This is a genomic window from Micromonospora sp. NPDC023644 (assembly GCF_040640115.1).
In the GTDB taxonomy this organism is placed as follows: Bacteria; Actinomycetota; Actinomycetes; order Mycobacteriales; family Micromonosporaceae; genus Micromonospora.
Window position 1 is genome coordinate 1 of record NZ_JBFABA010000029.1, and the last position, 20,276, is coordinate 20,276.

Genomic DNA, 20,276 nt, shown 5'->3' on the forward strand with positions numbered 1-20,276 from the left:
CCAGCGCCGCGCCGGGGGGGTGGGCCCCCCCCCCCCCCCCCGGCGGCGGGACCCCGGCCACACGGTCCGTTACCGACGGGACGCCATCAGTGATCGTCAGCGGGCGGTCAGTGCGTACTCCCCGTAGTTGGCGACGCGGGTGAAGCCCAGCCGCCCGTAGAGCCGCAACGCCGCCGCGTTGTCGGCCTTCACGTTGAGCGTGACGTGGGTGACGTGCTCGCGCAGCCGCCGGCACAGCGCGGCCACCGTCGCCCCGGCCAGCCCCCGCCCGCGCAGCCGGGGATGGGTGGTCACGTTGCCCAGCGCCGCCACCCGGTACGCCGGGGAGAACACGTGCACCCCGGCGACCGCCACCAGCTCACCGCCGTCGCGCACGCCCACGTACTGACCGGTGTCCAGCATCCGCGGGTCGAACCAGTTGCCCGGGTAGGCGACGTCGTACAGCCGGCGCAGCGCCGGCAGGTCGCCGGCGTGCAGGACCGCGCCCGCCTCGGCCACCGCCGCCAGCCGCGCCGGATCGGTCAGCGCCATCCGGTGGTGCGGGCCGGCCGCGTCCATCCGGAACGCCCCGGCCAGGGCCGGCTCCACGCCGGGGGACAGGTGCGCCCACAGGCGGGCCGGCAGCACCGGCGCCAGCTCGCGCAGCAGCGCCGCCAGCCGGTCCACCCGCGCCGGGGGCGCGAACGCCAGCAGCGTGGGCGGGTCGGCGCCGTGGTAGAGCAGCGCCACCTCCTCGTCGCGGCGGAACCAGGAGGTGTACGGCCAGAAGAAGTCGTCCAGGTCGCCGAGTTGGTACGCGTGCAGCACCGGGTCCCGCCCGAGCAGCGCGGCGAGGACGGCCCGGTCGTGTTCGGCGCGTACCGGCATCCGCCGATGATCACACACCCGGCCCGGCGCGGACCGCGCGCCCTTCGCCACGGCAGGCCGCCGGTGGCCCTCAGCAGCCCGGCGTCGCCGTCGGCTCGGCGGGAAGGTTCTCGTGCGCCCAGCGGCCCAACGCGTCGAGCACCGGCAGCAGCGCGGCACCCGGCCCGGTGAGCTCGTAGCTCACCCCCACCGGGGGACCCTGCCGGACCGTCCGGCTGACCAGCCCGACGCGCACGAGCTCGCCCAGCCGGTCGGAGAGCACCGACTCGCTGATGCCGGGCAGGGCGCGGGTCAGCTCGGCGAAGCCGGCCGGCCCGTCGGCGAGGGTGCTCAGCAGCATGCCGTTCCACCGCTTGCCGAGGAACGCGAAGGCCCGGGCGATGCCCCCGTCACACGTGCGGGGCGTGTCGCCCACCTCCGGCCTGACCGTCATGCTCCCAGGATACGGCGGGCCTCCGCCGAACGAGGGGCTACTAAAAAGCTAGCTGCTACCGTTACCGAAGCAAGTCAGCCGACGACCTGGAGACGACCCGATGACCGACGTCCACCCGCCCCTGATCCACCTGGCCCCCGAGGCCCAGGCGCTGCTGTTCACCGACGCCCGCACCGCCAACACCTTCACCGACGAACCGGTCACCGACGAACAGCTCCGGGCCATCCACGAACTCGCCAAGTTCCCGCCCACCGCCGCCAACACCCAGCCCCTGCGCATCCTCTACGTCCGCCCCGGCGACGCCCGCACCCGCCTGGTCGCCCACATGAGCGAAGGCAACCAGGCCAAGACCGCCAGCGCCCCCATGGTCGCCGTGCTCGCCGCCGACACCGACTTCCACGAGTTCATCCCGCAGGTCTTCCCCATCCGACCCCAGATGCGCGACGACCTCGCCGGCAACCCCGACGCACGCGAGCGCATGGCCCGCTTCAACGCCACTCTCCAGATCGGCTACTACCTGCTCGCCGTGCGCGCAGCCGGCCTCGCCGCCGGCCCCATGGCCGGCTTCGACGCCGCCGCCGTCGACCGCGAGTTCTTCGCCGACAGCACCTGGAAGACCCTGCTCGTGGTCAACATCGGCCGCCCCGGCGAGAACGCCTGGTTCCCGCGCCTGCCCCGCCTCGACTACACCGACGTCGTCCGGCACGCCTGACCCACCGGCACACCCGCGACGACCAGTGGGTGGCGACCGGTCAGGCCGCCACCCACTGGTCGAAGCCCAACTTGCCGACCAACGCCACCACCACCACCAACAGCACCACCCGCACGAAACCCGAACCGCGCCGCAACGCCATCCGCGCCCCCAACGCCGCCCCGGCGACGTTGCACACCGCCATCGCCGCCCCCAGCAGCCACCACACGTGCCCCGTCGCCGCGAACACCGCCAGCGCCCCCAGGTTCGTGCCCACGTTCACGACCTTCGCCATCGCCGAACCGTGCACGAAGTCCGCACCCACCAGCACCGTGAACGCCACCACCAGGAACGTCCCCGTACCCGGACCCACCAACCCGTCGTACAGGGCGATACCCACCCCCGCCACCGCGACCGCCACACCCACCCGCACCCGCGTGCGCCGGTGCGGCTGCGCCACCACCCCCAACCGCGGACGCAACACCACGAACGCCGCCACCGCCACCAACACCACCAGCACCACCGGCCGGTACGCCGACGCCGGCACCGCCCCCGCCAACGCCGCACCCACCCCGGCGCAGCACATCGCCAACCCCGCCGACGGCCCCGCCACCGCCCAGTCGATCTTCGTACGGCGCGCGTACGTCACCGCCGCCGTCGCCGTACCCGCGATCGCCGTCAACTTGTTCGTGCCCAACGCCGACGCCACCGGCATCCCCGGCGCCGCCACCAGCAACGCCGGCAACAACAGCAACCCACCACCACCCACCACCGCGTCGATCCAACCGGCCATCGCGGCCGCGGCGAGCAGAGTCGTCAGCGACAGGGGATCCAGATCCACGGGCAGCCATTCTTCCCACCGCCACCCGCCCCACGACGCCCCCTGTGGGCAGCCTCACCAGCGCCCCCGCTCACCGACCCCGCGCCCGACGCAGCCACACCCCGACCGCCCCCAACGCCACGAACAACAGCACCGAACAGAACAACACCTTCAACACCCGGCAACCCTCCCACGGCCACGTAGGGTGCAAGCGTGCGCCTGGCCACCTTCAACCTGCTGCACGGCCGGTCCCTCGCCGACGGACTCGTCGACCCCGACCGGCTCACCGCCGCCGTCACCGCCCTCGACGCCGACGTCCTCGCCCTGCAGGAGGTCGACCGCGACCAGAGCCGCAGCGGCAAACTCGACCTCACCGCCATCGCCGCCCGCGCCCTCGACGCCGGCGAACACCGCTTCGCCGCCGCCGTCGTCGGCACCCCCGGCGAACAGTTCCGCCCCCTGACCCACGACGACGACGGACACGGCGAACCCTGCTACGGCGTCGGCCTCGTCACCCGCCACCGCGTCCACACCTGGCAGGTCACCCGACTGCGCCCCGCACCCGTACGCTCACCCGTCTACGTGCCCGGCCCCCGCGGCGGACTCATCCTCCTACGCGACGAACCCCGCGTCGTCCTCGCCGCCGTCCTCGACACCCCACACGGCCGGCTCACCGTCGCCGCCACCCACCTGTCCTTCGTCCCCGGCTGGAACGCCCACCAACTCCGCCAGACCGTGCGCGCCCTACGCACCCTGCCCGCCCCGCGCATCCTCCTCGGCGACCTGAACCTGCCCGCCGGCCCCGCCCGACTCCTCACCGGCTGGCGCCCCCTCGGCCGCCGCCCCACCTACCCCGCCGGGCAGCCCCGCGTCCAACTCGACCACATCCTCGCCGACCGCCACGGCCTCGACCAGCTGCCACCCGTCACCGCCGTGCACACCCCCCTGTCCACCATCTCCGACCACCGCCCCCTCCTGGTCGACCTCGGCTGACCACCGGGCGCGCTGCACCCCGCCAGCGGGGGAGAGGACCACCACCCCCACCAGCAGTCGCGTGACGATCACCGTACCCAGCGTTGACACCACCCCGCCACATCGGCGAAGGTCTCTGGCGTGACGGCACCCACCCCCGGCCCGACGAGCCACCGCTACGTGATCATCGGAGCCGGACCAGCCGGCCTCCAACTCAGCTACTACCTCCAACAGGCCGGCTGCGACTACGTCACCCTCGAACGCGCCCCCGCACCCGCCGAGTTCTTCCGCCACTTCCCCCGCCACCGCCGGCTCATCTCCCTCAACAAGGTCCACACCACCAGCACCGACCCCGAGATCCGGCTGCGCTGGGACTGGAACTCCCTGCTGCACGAACCCGCCGACCTGCCCTTCGCCAAGTACAGCAGCGAATACTTCCCCCACGCCGACGACATGGTCCGCTACCTCACCGACTTCCAACACCACCACCAACTCGCCGTACGCTTCGACACCCCCGTCGACCGGATCGAACGCCTCGACGACGACTTCCTCGTCCACACCCCCGAGCACGTCATCCGCGCACGCTGCGTCATCGTCGCCACCGGCTGGGGCCGACCCCACATCCCCGACATCCGCGGCATCGAACACGCCACCGGCTACGAGGACATGCACACCGACCCCGCCGCCTACGCCGGCCAACGCGTCCTCATCCTCGGCAAGGGCAACTCCGCGTTCGAAACCGCCTCCGCGATCCTCGGCCACGCCGCCATGATCCACCTCGCCAGCCCCCGCCCCCTGCGCCTGGCCTGGAACACCAAACACCCCGGAGACGTCCGCGGCCACCACGGCGCCGTCCTCGACAGCTACCAGTTCAAGACCCTGCACTCCGTCCTCGACTGCGTCGTCGACGAGATCCGCCCCCTCGACAACCGCTACCAGGTGCACCTCACCTACACCCACGCCGACGGCGAAACCGCCGTCATGGAGTACGAATCCGTCCTGCGCTGCACCGGCTTCGCCATGGACACCAGCCCGTTCGACCCCACCTGCCGACCCGACATGGTCCCCAGCGGCCGCCTGCCCACCACCACCGGCGACTGGCAGTCCACCAACATCGACGGCCTCTACTTCGCCGGCACCCTCGCCCAGGACCGCGACTTCAAGAAAGCCAGCTCCGCCTTCATCGACGGCTTCCGGTACAACCTGCGCACCCTCACCGCCCTGCTCCTCGAACGCTACGAGGGCGTCGAACTGCCACACCGCCACGTCGACCCCGACGCCGACACCCTCACCACCCTCGTCCTCGACCGGGTCAACTGGAGCTCCGCCCTGTGGACCCAGTTCGAATTCCTCTGCGACGCCCTCGTCGTCGACCCCGACGGGCGGCTACGCCACTACACCGACCTGCCCGAGGACCACGTCCGCGCCCGCTTCCACGACCACCCGCACTACTACACCGTCAGCCTGCGCTGGGGCCGCGACGACTACGGCGACGTCTTCGCCATCGAACGCCACCCCCAACCCGACCGGGCCGCCGAGAGCGCCTTCATCCACCCCGTCATCCGCCGCTACCACGGCGACACCCTCGTCGACGAACTGCACCTGCTCGAAGACCTCCTCGCCGAATGGCGCCGCCCCGACCGCCACGTGACACCCCTGCGCGACTACTTCACCCGGCAACTGCACCGCCACCGCTGACCCCCACCGGGGCACACCGCGCCCGCACGCCCGCCACCCGCACCGGCCCGCCCCCGCACGCCAACCCGCGGCCACCAGGCCAACCCGCGGCCACCACCCGCCTACGCCGGCTGCCGCTCGTCCACCACCGTCTGCGCGACGAGGAAATCCACCACGTCCGCCAGCCGACCCCGACGACCCGCCGCCGCCCGCTGCCGCACCGCACCACTGCCCACCACCAGCAACCGCTCCAACCAGCCCCGCACCAGATCCTCGTCCCCACACGCCCGCAACACCGGCGCCAACCACTCCACCACCTCACCCAGCACCTCACGCGCCGGACGCAACCGCCCCGTACCCGCCTCCAGCAACGCACCCTCCAGCCCATCGCGCGCCGCCCGCCAATACGCCGCCCGCAACCACTCCCCGGCAACCTCCGGACCGTGGTCACCCCGATCCACCGCCTCCAACCCCCGCACCACCAACGCCCGCACCAACGCCGCCACCAACGCCGACTCCTGCGCCGACACCGGCACATCCGCCACCCGCACCTCCAACGTCGGATGCGTCACCGACGGCCGCACATCCCAGAACAACGTCCCCGGATCCACGATCGCCCCCGCCGCCGACAACATCTCCACCACCCGCTCGTAGTGCGCCAGCGACGTGAAACGCGGCGGCGGCCCCGCCACCGGCCACCGCGGCCAGACCATCGACCGCCAACTCGCGTAACCCGAATCCCGCCCCTCCCAGTACGGCGAGTTCGCCGCCAACGCGATCAACAACGGCAGATGCACCCGCAGATGGTTACCGACCAGCAACGCCCGCTCCCGGTCCGGCAACTCCACGTGCACGTGCAACGCGCAGATCGCCAACTCGTCGTGCAACCCCCGAAACGTCGCCGTACCCCGATCCTGCCTCGGCCCCCGAGTCACCGGCGGCGACGTCGCCCCCGCCAGCACCGGCGTACCGGTCGCCACGATCCGCAACCCGTCGACCGCCGCGCACTCCGCCACCACCCGACGCGCCTGCACCAACTGCTCCAACAACAGCCCCACCGACGACGTCGGATCCGTCCTGGTCTCCACGTGCAACGCCGTGATCTCACCCGACACCCGCGAACCCAACCGCGCCGCCGCCCGCTGCACCACCGCGCCCGCCCCCGGCACCACACCCCGACTCACCGGATCGACCAGCAGGAACTCCTCCTCCACCCCCAACCGCGGACCCGCCCCACCATCCCCGCCGACCAGCACCGGCACCATGGCCTCCACTCGCGACACCGCGGGCGAACCGCCCGACCCGACCAGGCCGACAGGGTAGCCCAACCCGTAACGGCCAGGACACCCTCAGTCAACGCCCCACCGCCGGGCCCACCCCGCCCGAACCGCTGTGGCAAGCTGACACCAGACGCGACTGGCGGCCAGAGGATGGACACCAAACCATCGGGGAGCTCCACCGCGCGGAGGTCGACCGCCTGGGCCCCGCCGGCAGAGGAGCAGCATGCCCACCGCCCGACTCCTGCCCGGCACCCCCGTCGCCGAACGCATCCTCACCGACGTCGCCACCGGCGTCACCGCACTGCGCGCCGCCGGCATCACCCCCGGCCTCGCCACCATCCTCGTCGGCGACGACGACGCCAGCGCCGGCTACATCCGCATCAAGCAACGCCAGGCCACCGAACTCGGCTTCACCTCACCCCACGTACACCTGCCCGCCACCGCCACCCAGGCCGACCTGCACCGCGCCATCGCCGACTTCAACACCGCACCCGACGTGCACGGCCTGCTCATCCAGCACCCCATCCCCGCGCACCTCGACTACGACCGGGCCCTGCAGACCATGGACCCCGACCTCGACGTCGACGGCATGCACCCGCTCAACATGGGACGCCTCGCCCTCGGCCTGCCCGGCCCGCTGCCCTGCACCCCCGCCGGCATCGAAGCCCTGCTCGCCTTCCACGACATCCCCGTCGCCGGACGCGACGTCGTCATCCTCGGCCGCGGCGCCACCCTCGGTCGCCCCCTCGCCCTGCTGCTCACCCAGAAACGACCCACCGCCAACGCCGCCGTCACCGTCGTCCACACCGGCGTCCCCGACTGGGCCACCCACACCCGACGCGCCGACATCCTCATCGCCGCCGCCGGCGTCCCCGGCATCATCCAGCCCGAACACGTCCGCCCCGGCGCCGTCGTCATCGGCGGCGGCGTCCGCTACGAGGGCCGACGCCTCCTACCCGACGTCGCCGAAACCTGCGCCGACGTCGCCGGCGCCATCACCCCCCGCGTCGGCGGGGTCGGCCCCACCACCGTCGCCATGCTCTTCCGCAACGCCCTCGACGCAGCCCGCCGCGCCACCGGCCACGCCTGACCCGCCGGTCGGCGGCGACACCCACCCACACCGGTCCGGCGGCGGGGTGTCGCCGCCGGACCGGCCCGACCTACCAGACCCGGCCCGGAACACCGCGACCGCGCGCCGCACCCGCCCTCAGGACCGCGCCTCCCGGTCCACCAACCCCGCCAACGCCCGATTGGTACGGTTGGACCGCACCGCCGCGCGCTGCTGCCCGGCCGTCACCTCGATGTACGTCTGCGACGACGCCAACGACGCGTGACCCAGCAACCGCATGATCTCCGCCGCACTCGCCCCGTCCTCCGCCAACCGCGTCGCGAAGGTGTGCCGCAGCGCGTGCAACCGCGCCCCGCGCGGCACCCGGTCGGTGATGCCCGCCCGCCGGTAGCAGGACTCCACCAGGTACTGCAGCCCACCCCGCCGCAGCGGCTCACCCTGGCGGTCCACCAGCAGCGGCGCGTCCGGCCGCACCGTCCGCGACCCGAACCGGCGGACCCGACTGTCCAGGTAGCCCACCAGCACCCCGTCCAGTTCCGGCTCGATCGGCACCACCCGCGGCCGACCGCCCTTGCCGGCCACGTCGACCCGCCGCTCGCCCGCCCGGCCCGTCAACGACCCCACCCGCAGCGCCAGCAGCTCCGACAGCCGCAGCCCAGCGCAGAGCGCCAACGCCAGCACCGCCAGGTCGCGCTCCGGCCACGGGTCGCGCTGCCGGCCCTCCTGCCGGGCCACCGAGGCGAGCAGCTGCTCGGGGGTGTCGGCGCCGCGTAGCGGCTTGGGCTGGGGGAGAGGCGCCCGGGGGCGACCGACCGCCGGCATCGGGTTGCCGGCGACCACCCCGTCGGCGACCAGGAAGGAGAAGAAGCTGTTCCAGGTGGACCAGGCCCGGTGCACCGACGCGGCGGCGCGGGGAGCGGCGAACCGGGCGAACGCCGCGCGCATGACGCGGGCGGTGAGGGCGGCGACGGGCAGCGCGTCGAGGGGGAGGGGAGGGGTGGTCTCCTCGGCCGCCAGCGCGGCGACGGCGCGCAGGTCCCGCCGGTACGCCTCCAGCGTGTGGGGGGAGGGCTTGCGGGTGGCGCGGGCCGTCAGGAACTCCTCGATCAGCCGCCGTACCGATTCGTCCTGTTTGTCATGCATAAGCAATATTATGCATGATTTTCGGGTTGGCCGACAGCCGAGGGGGAGGGCATGCGGCGGTACGTGCTGACGGGCGCGCCGGGGGCGGGCAAGACGACGCTCGCCGACGCGCTGCGCCGACGCGGATGGGACGTTGTGGCCGAGGCGGCCACCGAGGTCATCGCGGCACAGCAGGAGCGGGGCGTCGCCGAACCGTGGCAGGAGGAGGGCTTCATTGACGCGGTCGCAGGGCTCCAGCGGGAGCGCCGCGAGGCGCCCAGCGCGTACGGGTCGGTGCAGGTCCACGACCGGTCGCCGCTGTGCACGTTGGCCCTCGCGCGGTACCTGGGGCGCCCGCCGGGCCGCGTGCTCACCGAGGAGTTGCGGCGGGTGCTGCGCGACGGCGTCTACCAGCGGCAGGTGTTCCTGGTCGAGCCGCTGGGCTTCGTGACGCCCAGCGCCGCCCGCCGGATCGGCTACGCCGAGTCGCTGGCGTTCGCCCGCGTGCACGAGGAGGTCTACCGGGCGCACGGCCATCGTCTGATCGCGGTGCCGCCCGCGCCGGTACGCGCACGGGTCGCGCTGGTGGAAGCGCACCTGCGGCACCTCGCCGACCTGCCGTCCGAGCGGGCCGAGGGAGTGCCCGATCCGGATTACTTGACATAATGTATATTATCGAATCAGGAGTTACGGCAGGTGGGGCGGCTTCGGGGACGCGCCGTACCGGGTGGAGGGCCCTGCTGGCGACCGCGCCTCGACGACACCCGGTCGGCCGCCTCCTCGCGGATCCGTGCACCGGACCCGACCCGCGCGCCGAAGGCGTCACCTGCGCTGTACGGGCTCGATCGCGGCCGAACCCCGGCCGGCGCCACCGCCCGGGCCGACGATGCGTGTTCACGGCGGACCCACCTGGATCCGCCGTGAGCACAACCCGGCCCCCTTCGGCGCTCGTCGTGACACCGGCCGTCACCCAGCGACGTGATTCGATCCCCCACCGTCATCGCGAAACGCGAGTGCGTCCCGCGAACTCCTCGTGAGCGCGGGCCGCTCCCCCGGCCGTGACCTCGCCGCGCACGCTGCCGCACCTGCTCAGCGGTCCTCGGCGCGGGGCCAGCGCCCGTCAGGGTCCCCGGTCAGGCGCCGACGTAGGCCGCGAGGTGCTCGCCGGTGAGGGTGGAGCGGGCGGCGACCAGGTCGGCGGGGGTCCCCTCGAACACGATCCGGCCGCCGTCGTGGCCGGCGCCGGGGCCGAGGTCGACGATCCAGTCGGCGTGCGCCATGACGGCCTGGTGGTGCTCGATGACGATGACGGACTTGCCGGAGTCGACGAGGCGGTCGAGCAGGGCGAGCAGTTGCGCGACGTCGGCGAGGTGCAGGCCGGTGGTCGGTTCGTCGAGGACGTAGACGCCGCCCTTCTCGGCCATGTGGGTGGCGAGCTTGAGCCGCTGCCGCTCGCCGCCGGAGAGGGTGGTGAGCGGCTGGCCGAGGCTGAGGTAGCCCAGCCCGACGTCGGCGAGTCGGGTCAGGATCGCGTGGGCGGCCGGGATGCGGGCGTCGCCGGCGCCGAAGAACTCCTCGGCCTCGGCGACCGACAGGGCGAGCACCTCGGCGATGTTCCGGCCGCCCAGCGTGTATTCCAGCACGGACGCCTGGAAGCGCTTGCCGCCGCACTCCTCGCAGGTGGTCTCGACGGTCGCCATGACGCCCAGGTCGGTGTAGATGACGCCGGCGCCGTTGCAGGTGGGGCAGGCGCCCTCGGAGTTCGCGCTGAACAGCGCGGGCTTCACGCCGTTGGCCTTGGCGAAGGCCTTGCGGATCGGGTCGAGCAGGCCGGTGTAGGTGGCCGGGTTGCTGCGTCGTGAGCCGCGGATCGCGCCCTGGTCGATCACGACCACGCCGTCGCGGCCGGCGACCGAGCCGTGGACGAGTGAGCTCTTGCCGGAGCCGGCGACGCCGGTGATGACGCAGAGCACGCCGAGTGGGATGTCGACGTCGACGTCGCGCAGGTTGTGCGCGGTGGCGCCCCGGATCTCCAGCGCGCCGGTGGGGGTGCGCACGGTCGCCTTGAGGGTGGCCCGGTCGTCGAGGTGGCGGCCGGTGACGGTGCCGCTCCCCCGCAGGCCCTCCACGGTGCCTTCGAAGCAGACCGTGCCGCCCTGGGTGCCGGCGCCGGGGCCGAGGTCGACGACGTGGTCGGCGATCGTGATGGTCTCGGGCTTGTGCTCGACGACGAGTACGGTGTTGCCCTTGTTGCGCAGTTGCAGCAGCAGGTTGTTCATCCGCTGGATGTCGTGCGGGTGCAGGCCGATGGTGGGCTCGTCGAAGACGTAGGTGACGTCGGTGAGGGATGAGCCGAGGTGGCGGATCATCTTGGTGCGCTGTGCCTCTCCCCCGGACAGGGTGCCGGCCGGGCGGTCGAGCGAGAGGTAGCCCAGGCCGATCTCCTCGAACGAGTCGAGCAGGTGTTGCAGCCCGGTGAGCAGGGGGGCCACGGACGGTTCGTCGAGTTCGCGTACCCATCCGGCGAGGTCGCTGATCTGCATGGCGCAGACGTCGGCGATGCTCTTGCCGTTGATCTTCGAGGAGCGGGCCTCGGGGCTGAGGCGGGTTCCTTCGCAGTCCGGGCAGGTCTGGAAGGTCACGGCCCGCTCGACGAAGGCCCGGATGTGCGGTTGCAGGGCGTCGACGTCCTTGGAGAGGAACGACTTCTGGATCTGCGGGATGATCCCGGCGTACGTCAGGTTGATGCCGTCGACCTTGATCTTGGTGGGCTCCCGGTGGAGCAGGTCGTGCAGTTCCTTCTTGGTGAACTTGCGGATCGGCTTGTCGGGGTCGAAGTAGCCGCAGCCGCGGAAGATGCGGCCGTACCAGCCGTCCATGCTGTAGCCGGGGATCGTGATGGCGCCCTCGTTGAGCGACTTGTCGGCGTCGTACAGGGCGGTGAGGTCGATGTCGTTGACGGTGCCCATGCCCTCGCAGCGTGGGCACATGCCGCCGAGGCGGTGGAAGGTCGCCTTCTCGGCCTTGGTCTTGTTGCCGCGCTCGACGGTGATCGCGCCGCTGGCTCGCACCGTGGGGATGTTGAAGGAGTACGCGTTGGGCGAGCCGATGTGTGGCTGGCCGAGGCGGCTGAACAGGATGCGCAGCATGGCGTTGGCGTCGGTGGCGGTGCCGACGGTGGAGCGCGGGTTGGCGCCCATCCGCTCCTGGTCGACGATGATCGCCGTGGTCAGCCCGTCGAGCAGGTCGACCTCCGGTCGGGTGAGCGACGGCATGAAGCCCTGCAGGAAGGCGCTGTAGGTCTCGTTGATCATCCGCTGCGATTCCGCGGCGATCGTGCCGAACACCAGCGAGCTCTTGCCCGAACCGGAGACGCCGGTGAACACCGTCAGCCGGCGCTTCGGGATCTCGACGCTGACGTCCTTGAGGTTGTTCACGCGTGCGCCCTGCACGCGGATCAGGTCGTGGCTGTCGGCGACGTGCAGCGCGGGTGTCTGCGTGTCCGTCCTCGTGGCCGTGCTCATCGTGTCTCCATCTGTTGCGGGGTCGCGTTCGGCGCCGCGACCGGTCATCCGTGCGGGGTGTGGCGTCGCCGGACGGGTCAGCGCACCTCGTTGATGCGGATGAGGTTGCCGGTGGGGTCGCGGAAGGCGCAGTCGCGGACGCCGTACGGCTGTGCGGTCGGTTCCTGGACGACGTCGGCGCCGCTGGCCTGCAGTCGGTCGAAGAGGCCGTCGAGGTCGTCGGTGGCCAGGGTGATGGCGGTGTAGCTGCCCTTGGCGATCAGTTCGAGGATGGTCTGGCGCTCGTCGTCGGTGATGCCGGGGTCGGCGGCCGGCGGGTGCAGGACGATGGACGTGCCCGGCTGGTTGGGGGGACCGACGGTGATCCAGCGCATCCCGTCGTATCCGACGTCGTTGCGGACCTCGAAGCCGAGGGTGTCGCGGTAGAAGGTGAGGGCGGCGTCCGCGTCGGTGTGCGGGAGGAAGGCGTAGTGGATGGTGATGTCCATGGCGGTCAGGCTAGTTGCGGCCGCGTGGCCCGTGCTTCTCGATTCCTGATCGGTCTGGTCACCTGTTTCGCGAGGCAGGGTGGCATCTCCGCCGTCGCGTGGGCGCTGCGGGCCCGGTAGGTGCTCGGCGGCACGCCGACGAGTTCGGTGAAGCGCGTGCTGAAGGTGCCCAGGGACGAGCAGCCGACCGCGAAACAGACTTCGGTGACGCTGAGGTCGCCGCGGCGCAGCAGCGCCATGGCGCGCTCGATGCGGCGCGTCATGAGGTAGGCGTACGGCGATTCGCCGTAGGCGAGGCGGAACTGGCGGCTGAGGTGTCCGGCCGACATGTTCACGCCGCGGGCGAGCGCCTCGACGTCCAGCGGCTGTGCGTACTCCCGGTCGATCCGGTCGCGGACGCGGCGTAGTCGGGCGAGGTCGCGCAGGTGCTGGGCTGCGGCGTCTCTGCTGGTCACGTGCAAGATCGTGCCACGCCACGGTGGGGTTGCCCAGCAAGGTCGGCGGCCTGCCGCCGCCGTGTCGCCGGGGCGGGTGTATCGGGTGGTGTCGGGGCGGGTCCGTCTGGAAGGCTTTGCAGCCCGGAGGTGTGGGCGTGGGCGCGGATGCCGAGATCTTCGTGTTCGACTACGGGCGCTACCGCGGCGAGGTCGTGCCGGCGCTGGTGGAGCTGCTGCGCACCGGCGCGGTGGTGCCGTGGCTCGGTGAGGTGTTCCGGTCCGCGGCGTCGATGGGCGGGTACGGCTACGGCGTGCGGTGGCCGCGGTTGGCGGCGCAGCTGCGGGAGCGGCCCACGGATCTCGCGCGGTACTGCACGTGGCTCGGTCGCGACCTGCGCTACGTCGGGACGGACCGGGTGGATCGGGCCGCCGGCGAGCAGCTCACCTGCCGGTCGGGCACGTGTCCGGAGCGGGTGCGGTGCCGGTTTCACCGCGATGGTGGCCGGCACGCCGTCGAGGAGTTGAACGCGTTGCACGAGGCGCTGGTGGCGGTGCGTTGTCTCGGGCCGGCGCAGTTCCTCGGGCGCTCGATCACCCCGGCCTACTACCTGCCGTTGCTGGCGCGTCAGGGCGTGCCCGACGACGATCCGTTGCGGGGCCTGCTCGACGCGCTCGCCACGCGCGGGGCGGCGTGGGGTTACCAGTTCGGCCGCACCGAGGGGATCCACGGTTGGCTGACCGGCGCCGAGACCGCCGAGCTGTCGGCGCGCCTGCACCGACTGGACCTGCCGCGGTACGAGCCGACGTTCGCCGCGATGGCGCGGTGCTCGGAGCGTGCCGGGTCGACGGAGTGCGACTGGCAGGCGGTGAGCCTGTCGTTCGTGCGGACCGTGGCCACGGTCGCTGCCGGGGCCGGTCGGGGGTTGTTGTGGGGCAACGACGTGTGTCCGGATGTCTGGCGCGACGTGTGGGGCCTGTCGTCAGGGTGAGGCCCGCCCGACCACGTCGCCGTCGGGGCGGGTGCGGTGGAGGATCCGAGGTACCGGTACGTCGGCACTACACACGTCCGCGGACGGTGGAGGACGCCACCGAGCTGCCACTGCTCGAAGGTGGAGGTGACGGCGTGCACCTGCTGGGGGAAGGTGGCAGCGTCTGCGTGGGGGCGGTGACGGGTCAGAGGCCGCCGGCGACGCGCAGGACGGTGCCGGTGGTGTAGGTGGCGTCGGGGCCGAGCAGCCAGGCGATGGCGCCGGCGACCTCGTCGGGTTCGCCGGGGCGGCCCAGGGGGATGCGGGCGGCGGCCCGGTCGGGGCGGTCGGGTTGGCCGGAGAGGGCGTGGATGTCGGTGCGGATGATGCCGGGGGCGACGGCGTTGACGCGGATGCCGCGGGGGGCGAGTTCCTTGGCGAGGCCGGTGGTGAGGGTGTCGGTGGCGGCCTTGACGGCGGCGTAGTGGACGTACTCGCCGGGGCTGCCGAGGGTGGCGGCGACGGAGGAGACGTTGACGATGGCGCCGCCGCGGCTCATGCGGCGGGCGGCCTGCTGGGCGCAGAGGACGTAGCCGATGAGGTTGACGTCGACGACGTGGCGCAGGTCGGCGGGGTCGAGGTCGACGAACGCGCCGATGGGGCTGGTGACGCCGGCGTTGTTGACCAGGCCGGTGATCGGGCCGAGGGTGGCGGCGGCGTCGAACAGGGCGGTGACCTGGTCGGGGTCGCGGGTGTCGGCGGGGACGGCGAGGCCGCGTACGCCGGTGGCGTCGAGGTCGGCGAGCACGGCGGTGGCGGCGGTGCGGTCGCGGCGGTAGCTGAAGGCGACGTGGTGGCCGGCGTGGGCGAGGCGGCGGGCGGTGGCGGCGCCGATGCCGCGGCTGCCGCCGGTGATGACGGTGACCGGTTTCAATGTGCCTCTCCCCTGTGGTGGCTGCGGGGCCGACGCTACCGGGGCCGGTTCGTCGGTCGGGGCATAGGCTCGGGCGCGTCGGTGGACGGTGACGTGGAGGTGCGCGGTGGCGGGTGTGGGTGTCGGGGACGTGGTGGCGGACTTCGAGTTGCCCGACGAGACGGGTACGCCGCGGCGGCTGTCGGAGCTGCTGGCCGGCGGGCCGGTGGTGCTGTTCTTCTATCCGGCGGCGATGACGCGGGGATGCACGGCGGAGAGCTGCCACTTCCGGGACCTGGCGGCGGAGTTCGCGGCGGTGGGCGCGACCCGGGTGGGGATCAGCCGGGATCCGGTGGCGAAGCAGGCGGAGTTCTCCCGGCGGCACGGGTTCGACTATCCGTTGCTGTCGGATGCCGACGGTGTGGTGGCGGACCTGTTCGGGGTGCGGCGGCGGCTGCCGTTGGGCGCGCTGAGCACGCGGCGGATGACGTTCGTGATCGGCACCGACCGGCGGGTGGTCGAGGTGATCCACAGTGAGCTGAACATGAACGACCACGCGGACGCGGCGTTGCGGGCGCTGGGGGGTTGATCTTCCGCTTGTCGGGGCGGGCTGGTATCAAGGCAGGCATCTGAACAGGTGTACGAGGGAAGAGGTTGCTGATGGGTGCCGCTGGCCAGGGTTTGTCCACTGACGAGGTGCAGAGCATCCGGGAGGCGTTGGCGGCGGGCCGCAAGCCGAAGGTGGTGTTCACCGCCTCGGCCGGTCAGATAGCCGGGCAGGTGGGTCAGGTGGTGGAGCTGACCGACCCGGCGGTCTCGGACGAGTTCGTGGTGGTCCGGTTCGGTCGCGACGAGTTGCCCTTCTCCCCCGCCGACGTGGCGGTGGCGCCGCGGGGCGCGGGGCGCAAGGCTGCGGAGCCGCAGCCGGAGCCGCAGGAGCAGGTGGAGGCGGCGCCGGCGGAGCCGGAGTTCGTGCTGGACCGGGTGCCGCAGCAGCGGCGGGAGGAGCCGAAGGTGGAGACGGTGGAGGCGAAGCCGGCGGCGCGGCGGCCGGTGAAGGCGGTGAAGCCGAAGGGCCCGGCGGGGCTGACGGTGACGCTGGCGTACGCCGACGGTGAGTGGACGGTCGCGGCGCAGCAGGGCAGCAAGTCGCTGGCGAAGCCGTACGTGGTGAAGCCGGCGGAGGCGCTGCGGATGGTGGCGCTGGTCGACGTGCCGGGCGTGCACGAGGCGGTGGAGCAGATCATGGCCGCCGAGCGGGCCGAGGCGGAGCAGCAGGCGGAGAAGCTGCGCGCGGAGCTGGCGGAGATCGAGGCGCGGCTGGCGGAGTTGCGCGAGGCGCGCTGACGCCGGGGCGGGGTGCGGCCACGGGGCCGACGCGGCAGGGATGTCGCGTCGGCCCCGTGGCCGGTGCGGGTGGCGGCGGGGCCCGCGGCCACCCGGCGGGGGCGGGTCAGTGTCGCGGGATGTGGGCCACGCCGATGCGCTTGCGGAACACCCAGTACGTCCAGCCCTGGTAGGCCAGCACGATCGGGGTGAACACCACCGCCACCCACGTCATGATCTTCAGGGTGTAGGGGGTGGAGGCGGCGTTGGTGGCGGTCAGCGTGCCGGCGGCGTCCGCGGTGGAGGGCAGCACGTTCGGGAACAGCGCCGCGAACAGCGTCGCCACGGCCAGCGCGATCGCCACGGCGGTGCCGGTGAACGCCCAGCCCTCCCGGCGGGCGCGGGCGGCGGCGAGGCCGCCGAGCAGCGCCAGGGCCGCGCCGGCGGCGAACACGACGGCGGCGGCGCTGGAGCGGATGCTCAGCGTCCAGGTCAGGAACGCCACCGCGAGGGCGGCGGCGGCCACGCCCAGGCGCACCGCGAGCGCGCCGGCGCGCTCGCGTACCTCGCCGACGGTCTTGAGGGCGATGAAGACGGCGCCGTGGGTGAGGAACAGCGCCGCCGTGGTCGCGCCGCCGAGCAGGGCGTACGGGTTGAGCAGGTCGAGCAGTCCGCCGACGTACTCGTGCTCGGCGTCGAGCGGCACGCCGCGCAGGATGTTGGCGAACGCGACGCCCCACAGCACGGCGGGCACGACGGAGCCGACGAAGATGGCGGTGTCCCAGCGGCGCTTCCAGGACGCCTCGGGGCGCTTGTGGCGGTATTCGAAGGCGACGCCGCGGATGATCAGGGCCAGCAGGATCAGCAGCAGCGGCAGGTAGAAGCCGGAGAAGAGGGTGGCGTACCACTCGGGGAAGGCGGCGAACATGGCGCCGCCGGCGGTGATGAGCCAGACCTCGTTGCCGTCCCAGACGGGCCCGATGGTGTTGATCAGGACGCGGCGTTCCCGGTCGTCGCGGCCGAGTACGGGCAGCAGCATGCCGACGCCGAAGTCGAATCCCTCGAGGATGAAGTACCCGGTGAACAGGACCGCGACGAGCAGGAACCAGATGGTGGTGAGTTCCACGGTTGTCTCCGGTGATCAGTAGGCGAACGCGAGCGGGCGCTCGGCGTCGTCGTGGCTGTCGTCGATCTCGGGGTTCGGGGTGAGGTCGGGCACGCCGGCCTTGGCGTAGCGCAGCAGCAGCTTGACCTCAACGACGGCGAGGGCGGCGTAGATGAGGGTGAAGGCGGTGAACGAGGTGAGCACCTCGGTCAGCGAGACGCTGCGGGAGACGCCGTCGCGGGTGAGCATCTCGCCGAAGACGATCCAGGGCTGGCGGCCCATCTCGGTGAAGATCCAGCCGAAGGAGTTCGCGGCCAGCGGCAGCAGGGGCATGACCAGGCCGGCGCGTAGCAGCCACTTGCTGGTGGGGGTGCGGCCCTTGCGCTGGCTCCAGAGCACGAGCAGGGCGATGGCGGCGGCGGCCATCCCGAAGCCGATCATGAAGCGGAAGCTCCAGTAGGTGACCGGGATGATCGGGGTGTAGCTGCCGGCGCCGTACTGGGCGGCGTACTGGGCCTGCAGGTCGTTGATGCCCTGCACGGTGCCGTTCGGGTCGCCGGTGCCGAGCCAGGACAGCAGGTGCGGGATCTTGAGGGCGAACAGTTCGCGGCTGCCGTCGAGGCTGCCGACGGTGAGTACGGAGAACGAGGCGGGGCTCTCGGTGGTGTAGAGGCCCTCGGCGGCGGCCATCTTCATCGGCTGCACCTGGGTCATGATCTTGCCCTGGATGTCGCCGGTGATGGCGACGGCGGCGGCGGAGACGAGGGTGACCCAGGAGCCGAACTTCGCGGCGAAGCGGTAGGCGGGGGTGTCGGCGGAGTCGCGGTTGCGCACCAGGTGCCACATGGCGACGGCGACCAGCAGCGAGCCGGCCACCAGGAACGCGCCGGCGATGGTGTGCGGGAAGGTGATCATGGCGACCTTGTTGGTCAGCACGGCCACGAAGTCGGTGAGTTCGGCGCGGCCGGTGTCGGGGTTGATGCGGTAGCCGACCGGGTTCTGCATGAACGAGTTCGCCGCGAGGATGAAGTACGCGCTGAGGTTGCTGCCGATCGCGGCGGCCCAGATGGCGGCCAGGTGCAGCCGCTTGGGCAGCCGGTCCCAGCCGAAGATCCACAGGCCGATGAAGGTCGACTCCAGGAAGAACGCGACCAGCGCCTCGATCGCCAGGGGGGCGCCGAAGATGTCGCCGACGAAGCGGGAGTAGTCGCTCCAGTTCATGCCGAACTGGAACTCCTGCACGATGCCGGTCACCACGCCCATGGCGAAGTTGATCAGGAAGAGCTTGCCGTAGAACTTGGTGAGCTTCAGGTACTTCTCGTCGCCGGTGCGGTGCCACAGCGTCTGGAGGATCGCCACCAGCACGGACAGGCCGATGGTCAGCGGTACGAAGAGAAAGTGGTAGACGGTGGTGACACCGAACTGCCAGCGGGCGACGTCCAACGCGTCCACCAGTAACCCCCAGGCTGTGCATACTACGAGACGTAGTAAATACTACTGCGCGTCGTAGAAAATGCGGCAGGGGCGGGGGTCCCGAAGCGGCCCGGGACCAATGACCCTGATCACCTCTGCCGGACGGCCCGGCGACCGGGGCCCGTTCGTGCCCCGCGCCGCGCGCGCCGGCCGCCGCGTGCGACCATTGCGCGCTGATGGACACCACCCGCCCGACCTGGCAGCCGCCGCTGATCTGGCGCGCCGCGCAGGTGTTCGCCCGCGTCGTCGTCGCCCTGCTGGCCCGCCTGGAGGTCAGCGGCGACGTGCCCGAGGCGCTGCGCCGGGGCCCACTGATCCTGGCCGCCAACCACATCAGCCCGTTCGACCCCGTCGTGCTCGCCGCCGCCTGCCGGTCCCGGGGCGTCGCCCCCCGGATCATGGCCACCGGCGGGCTGTTCCGCACCCCCGTCATCGGCGCCGCGATGCGCCGCGCCGGGCACCTGCGCGTCGACCGGGGCACCGCCGCCGTCGGCCGAGCCCTCGACGACGCCGCGGCGGCGGTCTCCGGCGGCTCCGTGATCCTGGTCTACCCGGAGGGCCGCATCGGCCTGGACCCCGGCATGTGGCCCGAACGCGGCAAGACCGGCACCGCCCGCCTCGCCCTCGCCTGCGGCGCCCCGGTGATCCCGGTCGCCCAGTGGGGCTCGCACGAGGTGGTGCCCTACCGCGCCCCGAAGGGGCTGCTGCGCGGCGTGGCCCGCGCGCTGTGGCGCCGCCCGGTGCTGCGCGTGCACTTCGGCGCGCCCGTCGACCTGGCCGACCTCGCCCAGGGCGCGCCCGGCGCCGCGCGGCGGGCCACCGACCGCATCATCGACGCCGTCACCGACGCCCTCGTGCCGCTGCGCGCCGACGAACCGGAGCGCCCCCGGCACGTCGACCCCGGCCGCCCGACCGACACCAGCCGCTCGCACCGCCGCCACCGCCCGCCCGACTGACCGGCGGCGGCCCCTCGGCGCCGTTCGGCCGGAGGCGTGCCCGCCCGGCCCGGACACCTGCCGGGGGCGTGCCCGCCCCGCCCGGACAGCTCCCCCGCACCGCAGCGCAACGCGATCGCCACCGTCCGGCATGCGCCGGTCGGGCGCCACCGGGC

Annotated in this window: 20 protein-coding genes; 9 read left to right on the forward strand and 11 right to left on the reverse strand. The window is 72.6% G+C overall.

All coding sequences use genetic code 11. The annotated features are described in order from the left end of the window. Nucleotides 1–96: 96 nt before the first annotated feature. Both AB0G08_RS19915 and AB0G08_RS19920 read right to left on the reverse strand, forming a co-directional pair. Nucleotides 97–867, reverse strand: coding sequence for a GNAT family N-acetyltransferase (locus AB0G08_RS19915; protein WP_358089869.1), 771 nt, complete (start codon nucleotides 865–867; stop codon nucleotides 97–99). Between the two features lie 70 nt (nucleotides 868–937). Beyond that, nucleotides 938–1,300, reverse strand: a complete 363-nt coding sequence (locus tag AB0G08_RS19920) for a helix-turn-helix domain-containing protein (RefSeq protein ID WP_358089872.1) — start codon at nucleotides 1,298–1,300, stop codon at nucleotides 938–940. A gap of 100 nt (nucleotides 1,301–1,400) precedes the next feature. Here AB0G08_RS19920 and AB0G08_RS19925 point away from each other — a divergent pair, with 100 nt between their 5' ends. Then, a complete protein-coding gene (locus tag AB0G08_RS19925) occupies nucleotides 1,401–2,012 on the forward strand; it encodes a malonic semialdehyde reductase (RefSeq protein ID WP_358089875.1) in 612 nt (203 codons plus the stop codon). 40 nt (nucleotides 2,013–2,052) lie between these two features. On the opposite strand, the gene AB0G08_RS19930 is transcribed toward AB0G08_RS19925, so the two are convergent. After that, nucleotides 2,053–2,832 carry a TSUP family transporter gene (locus AB0G08_RS19930; protein WP_358089878.1) on the reverse strand — a complete coding sequence of 260 codons (780 nt, stop codon included), beginning with the start codon at nucleotides 2,830–2,832 and terminating at the stop codon, nucleotides 2,053–2,055. A 192-nt stretch (nucleotides 2,833–3,024) separates the two neighbouring features. Here AB0G08_RS19930 and AB0G08_RS19935 point away from each other — a divergent pair, with 192 nt between their 5' ends. Then, the gene (locus AB0G08_RS19935; protein WP_358089881.1) at nucleotides 3,025–3,804 is read left to right on the forward strand and encodes an endonuclease/exonuclease/phosphatase family protein; all 780 of its coding nucleotides are present in this window, start codon (nucleotides 3,025–3,027) and stop codon (nucleotides 3,802–3,804) included. 120 nt (nucleotides 3,805–3,924) lie between these two features. Next, nucleotides 3,925–5,481, forward strand: coding sequence for an NAD(P)-binding domain-containing protein (locus tag AB0G08_RS19940; protein ID WP_358089884.1), 1,557 nt, complete (start codon nucleotides 3,925–3,927; stop codon nucleotides 5,479–5,481). A 101-nt stretch (nucleotides 5,482–5,582) separates the two neighbouring features. On the opposite strand, the gene AB0G08_RS19945 is transcribed toward AB0G08_RS19940, so the two are convergent. After that, nucleotides 5,583–6,725 carry a glutamate--cysteine ligase gene (locus AB0G08_RS19945; protein WP_358090048.1) on the reverse strand — a complete coding sequence of 381 codons (1,143 nt, stop codon included), beginning with the start codon at nucleotides 6,723–6,725 and terminating at the stop codon, nucleotides 5,583–5,585. Nucleotides 6,726–6,963: 238 nt separating this feature from the next. Between AB0G08_RS19945 and AB0G08_RS19950 the strand changes: the two genes are divergently transcribed. Continuing rightward, entirely contained in the window at nucleotides 6,964–7,830 is an 867-nt protein-coding gene (locus tag AB0G08_RS19950; protein ID WP_358089887.1) for a tetrahydrofolate dehydrogenase/cyclohydrolase catalytic domain-containing protein, read from the forward strand. 117 nt (nucleotides 7,831–7,947) lie between these two features. On the opposite strand, the gene AB0G08_RS19955 is transcribed toward AB0G08_RS19950, so the two are convergent. Next, on the reverse strand, nucleotides 7,948–8,952 hold the full coding sequence (locus AB0G08_RS19955) for a tyrosine-type recombinase/integrase (protein WP_358089889.1): 1,005 nt from the start codon (nucleotides 8,950–8,952) through the stop codon (nucleotides 7,948–7,950). A gap of 51 nt (nucleotides 8,953–9,003) precedes the next feature. On the opposite strand from AB0G08_RS19955, the gene AB0G08_RS19960 reads away from it, so the two are divergent. After that, nucleotides 9,004–9,597: an AAA family ATPase gene (locus AB0G08_RS19960; protein WP_358089892.1), complete on the forward strand. Its 594-nt coding sequence runs from the start codon at nucleotides 9,004–9,006 to the stop codon at nucleotides 9,595–9,597. 467 nt (nucleotides 9,598–10,064) lie between these two features. On the opposite strand, the gene AB0G08_RS19965 is transcribed toward AB0G08_RS19960, so the two are convergent. The 3 genes from AB0G08_RS19965 to AB0G08_RS19975 form a co-directional block, all read right to left on the reverse strand. Further along, nucleotides 10,065–12,455 (reverse strand): excinuclease ABC subunit UvrA, encoded by a 2,391-nt coding sequence (locus AB0G08_RS19965; RefSeq protein ID WP_358089895.1) that lies wholly within the window; start codon nucleotides 12,453–12,455, stop codon nucleotides 10,065–10,067. A 77-nt stretch (nucleotides 12,456–12,532) separates the two neighbouring features. Then, the gene (locus tag AB0G08_RS19970; RefSeq protein ID WP_358089897.1) at nucleotides 12,533–12,943 is read right to left on the reverse strand and encodes a VOC family protein; all 411 of its coding nucleotides are present in this window, start codon (nucleotides 12,941–12,943) and stop codon (nucleotides 12,533–12,535) included. A gap of 5 nt (nucleotides 12,944–12,948) precedes the next feature. Then, nucleotides 12,949–13,398: a helix-turn-helix transcriptional regulator gene (locus AB0G08_RS19975; protein ID WP_358089900.1), complete on the reverse strand. Its 450-nt coding sequence runs from the start codon at nucleotides 13,396–13,398 to the stop codon at nucleotides 12,949–12,951. Between the two features lie 137 nt (nucleotides 13,399–13,535). Between AB0G08_RS19975 and AB0G08_RS19980 the strand changes: the two genes are divergently transcribed. Then, the gene (locus AB0G08_RS19980; protein ID WP_358089903.1) at nucleotides 13,536–14,369 is read left to right on the forward strand and encodes a hypothetical protein; all 834 of its coding nucleotides are present in this window, start codon (nucleotides 13,536–13,538) and stop codon (nucleotides 14,367–14,369) included. A gap of 184 nt (nucleotides 14,370–14,553) precedes the next feature. Here the strand turns inward: AB0G08_RS19980 and AB0G08_RS19985 are convergent, their stop codons facing one another. Further along, nucleotides 14,554–15,282, reverse strand: coding sequence for an SDR family oxidoreductase (locus AB0G08_RS19985; protein WP_358089906.1), 729 nt, complete (start codon nucleotides 15,280–15,282; stop codon nucleotides 14,554–14,556). A 106-nt stretch (nucleotides 15,283–15,388) separates the two neighbouring features. On the opposite strand from AB0G08_RS19985, the gene AB0G08_RS19990 reads away from it, so the two are divergent. Together AB0G08_RS19990 and AB0G08_RS19995 are read left to right on the forward strand one after the other, a co-directional pair. Then, nucleotides 15,389–15,850: a peroxiredoxin gene (locus AB0G08_RS19990; RefSeq protein WP_358089909.1), complete on the forward strand. Its 462-nt coding sequence runs from the start codon at nucleotides 15,389–15,391 to the stop codon at nucleotides 15,848–15,850. Between the two features lie 71 nt (nucleotides 15,851–15,921). Then, complete coding sequence (locus AB0G08_RS19995) at nucleotides 15,922–16,608, forward strand: hypothetical protein (protein ID WP_358089912.1); 687 nt, start codon at nucleotides 15,922–15,924, stop codon at nucleotides 16,606–16,608. A 106-nt stretch (nucleotides 16,609–16,714) separates the two neighbouring features. Here AB0G08_RS19995 and cydB read toward each other — a convergent pair whose 3' ends face one another. After that, nucleotides 16,715–17,713, reverse strand: coding sequence for a cytochrome d ubiquinol oxidase subunit II (gene cydB / locus AB0G08_RS20000; RefSeq protein WP_358089915.1), 999 nt, complete (start codon nucleotides 17,711–17,713; stop codon nucleotides 16,715–16,717). A 15-nt stretch (nucleotides 17,714–17,728) separates the two neighbouring features. Beyond that, nucleotides 17,729–19,144: a cytochrome ubiquinol oxidase subunit I gene (locus AB0G08_RS20005; RefSeq protein ID WP_358089918.1), complete on the reverse strand. Its 1,416-nt coding sequence runs from the start codon at nucleotides 19,142–19,144 to the stop codon at nucleotides 17,729–17,731. A gap of 197 nt (nucleotides 19,145–19,341) precedes the next feature. Between AB0G08_RS20005 and AB0G08_RS20010 the strand changes: the two genes are divergently transcribed. After that, nucleotides 19,342–20,121 carry a lysophospholipid acyltransferase family protein gene (locus AB0G08_RS20010; RefSeq protein ID WP_358089921.1) on the forward strand — a complete coding sequence of 260 codons (780 nt, stop codon included), beginning with the start codon at nucleotides 19,342–19,344 and terminating at the stop codon, nucleotides 20,119–20,121. Nucleotides 20,122–20,276 lie beyond the last annotated feature (155 nt).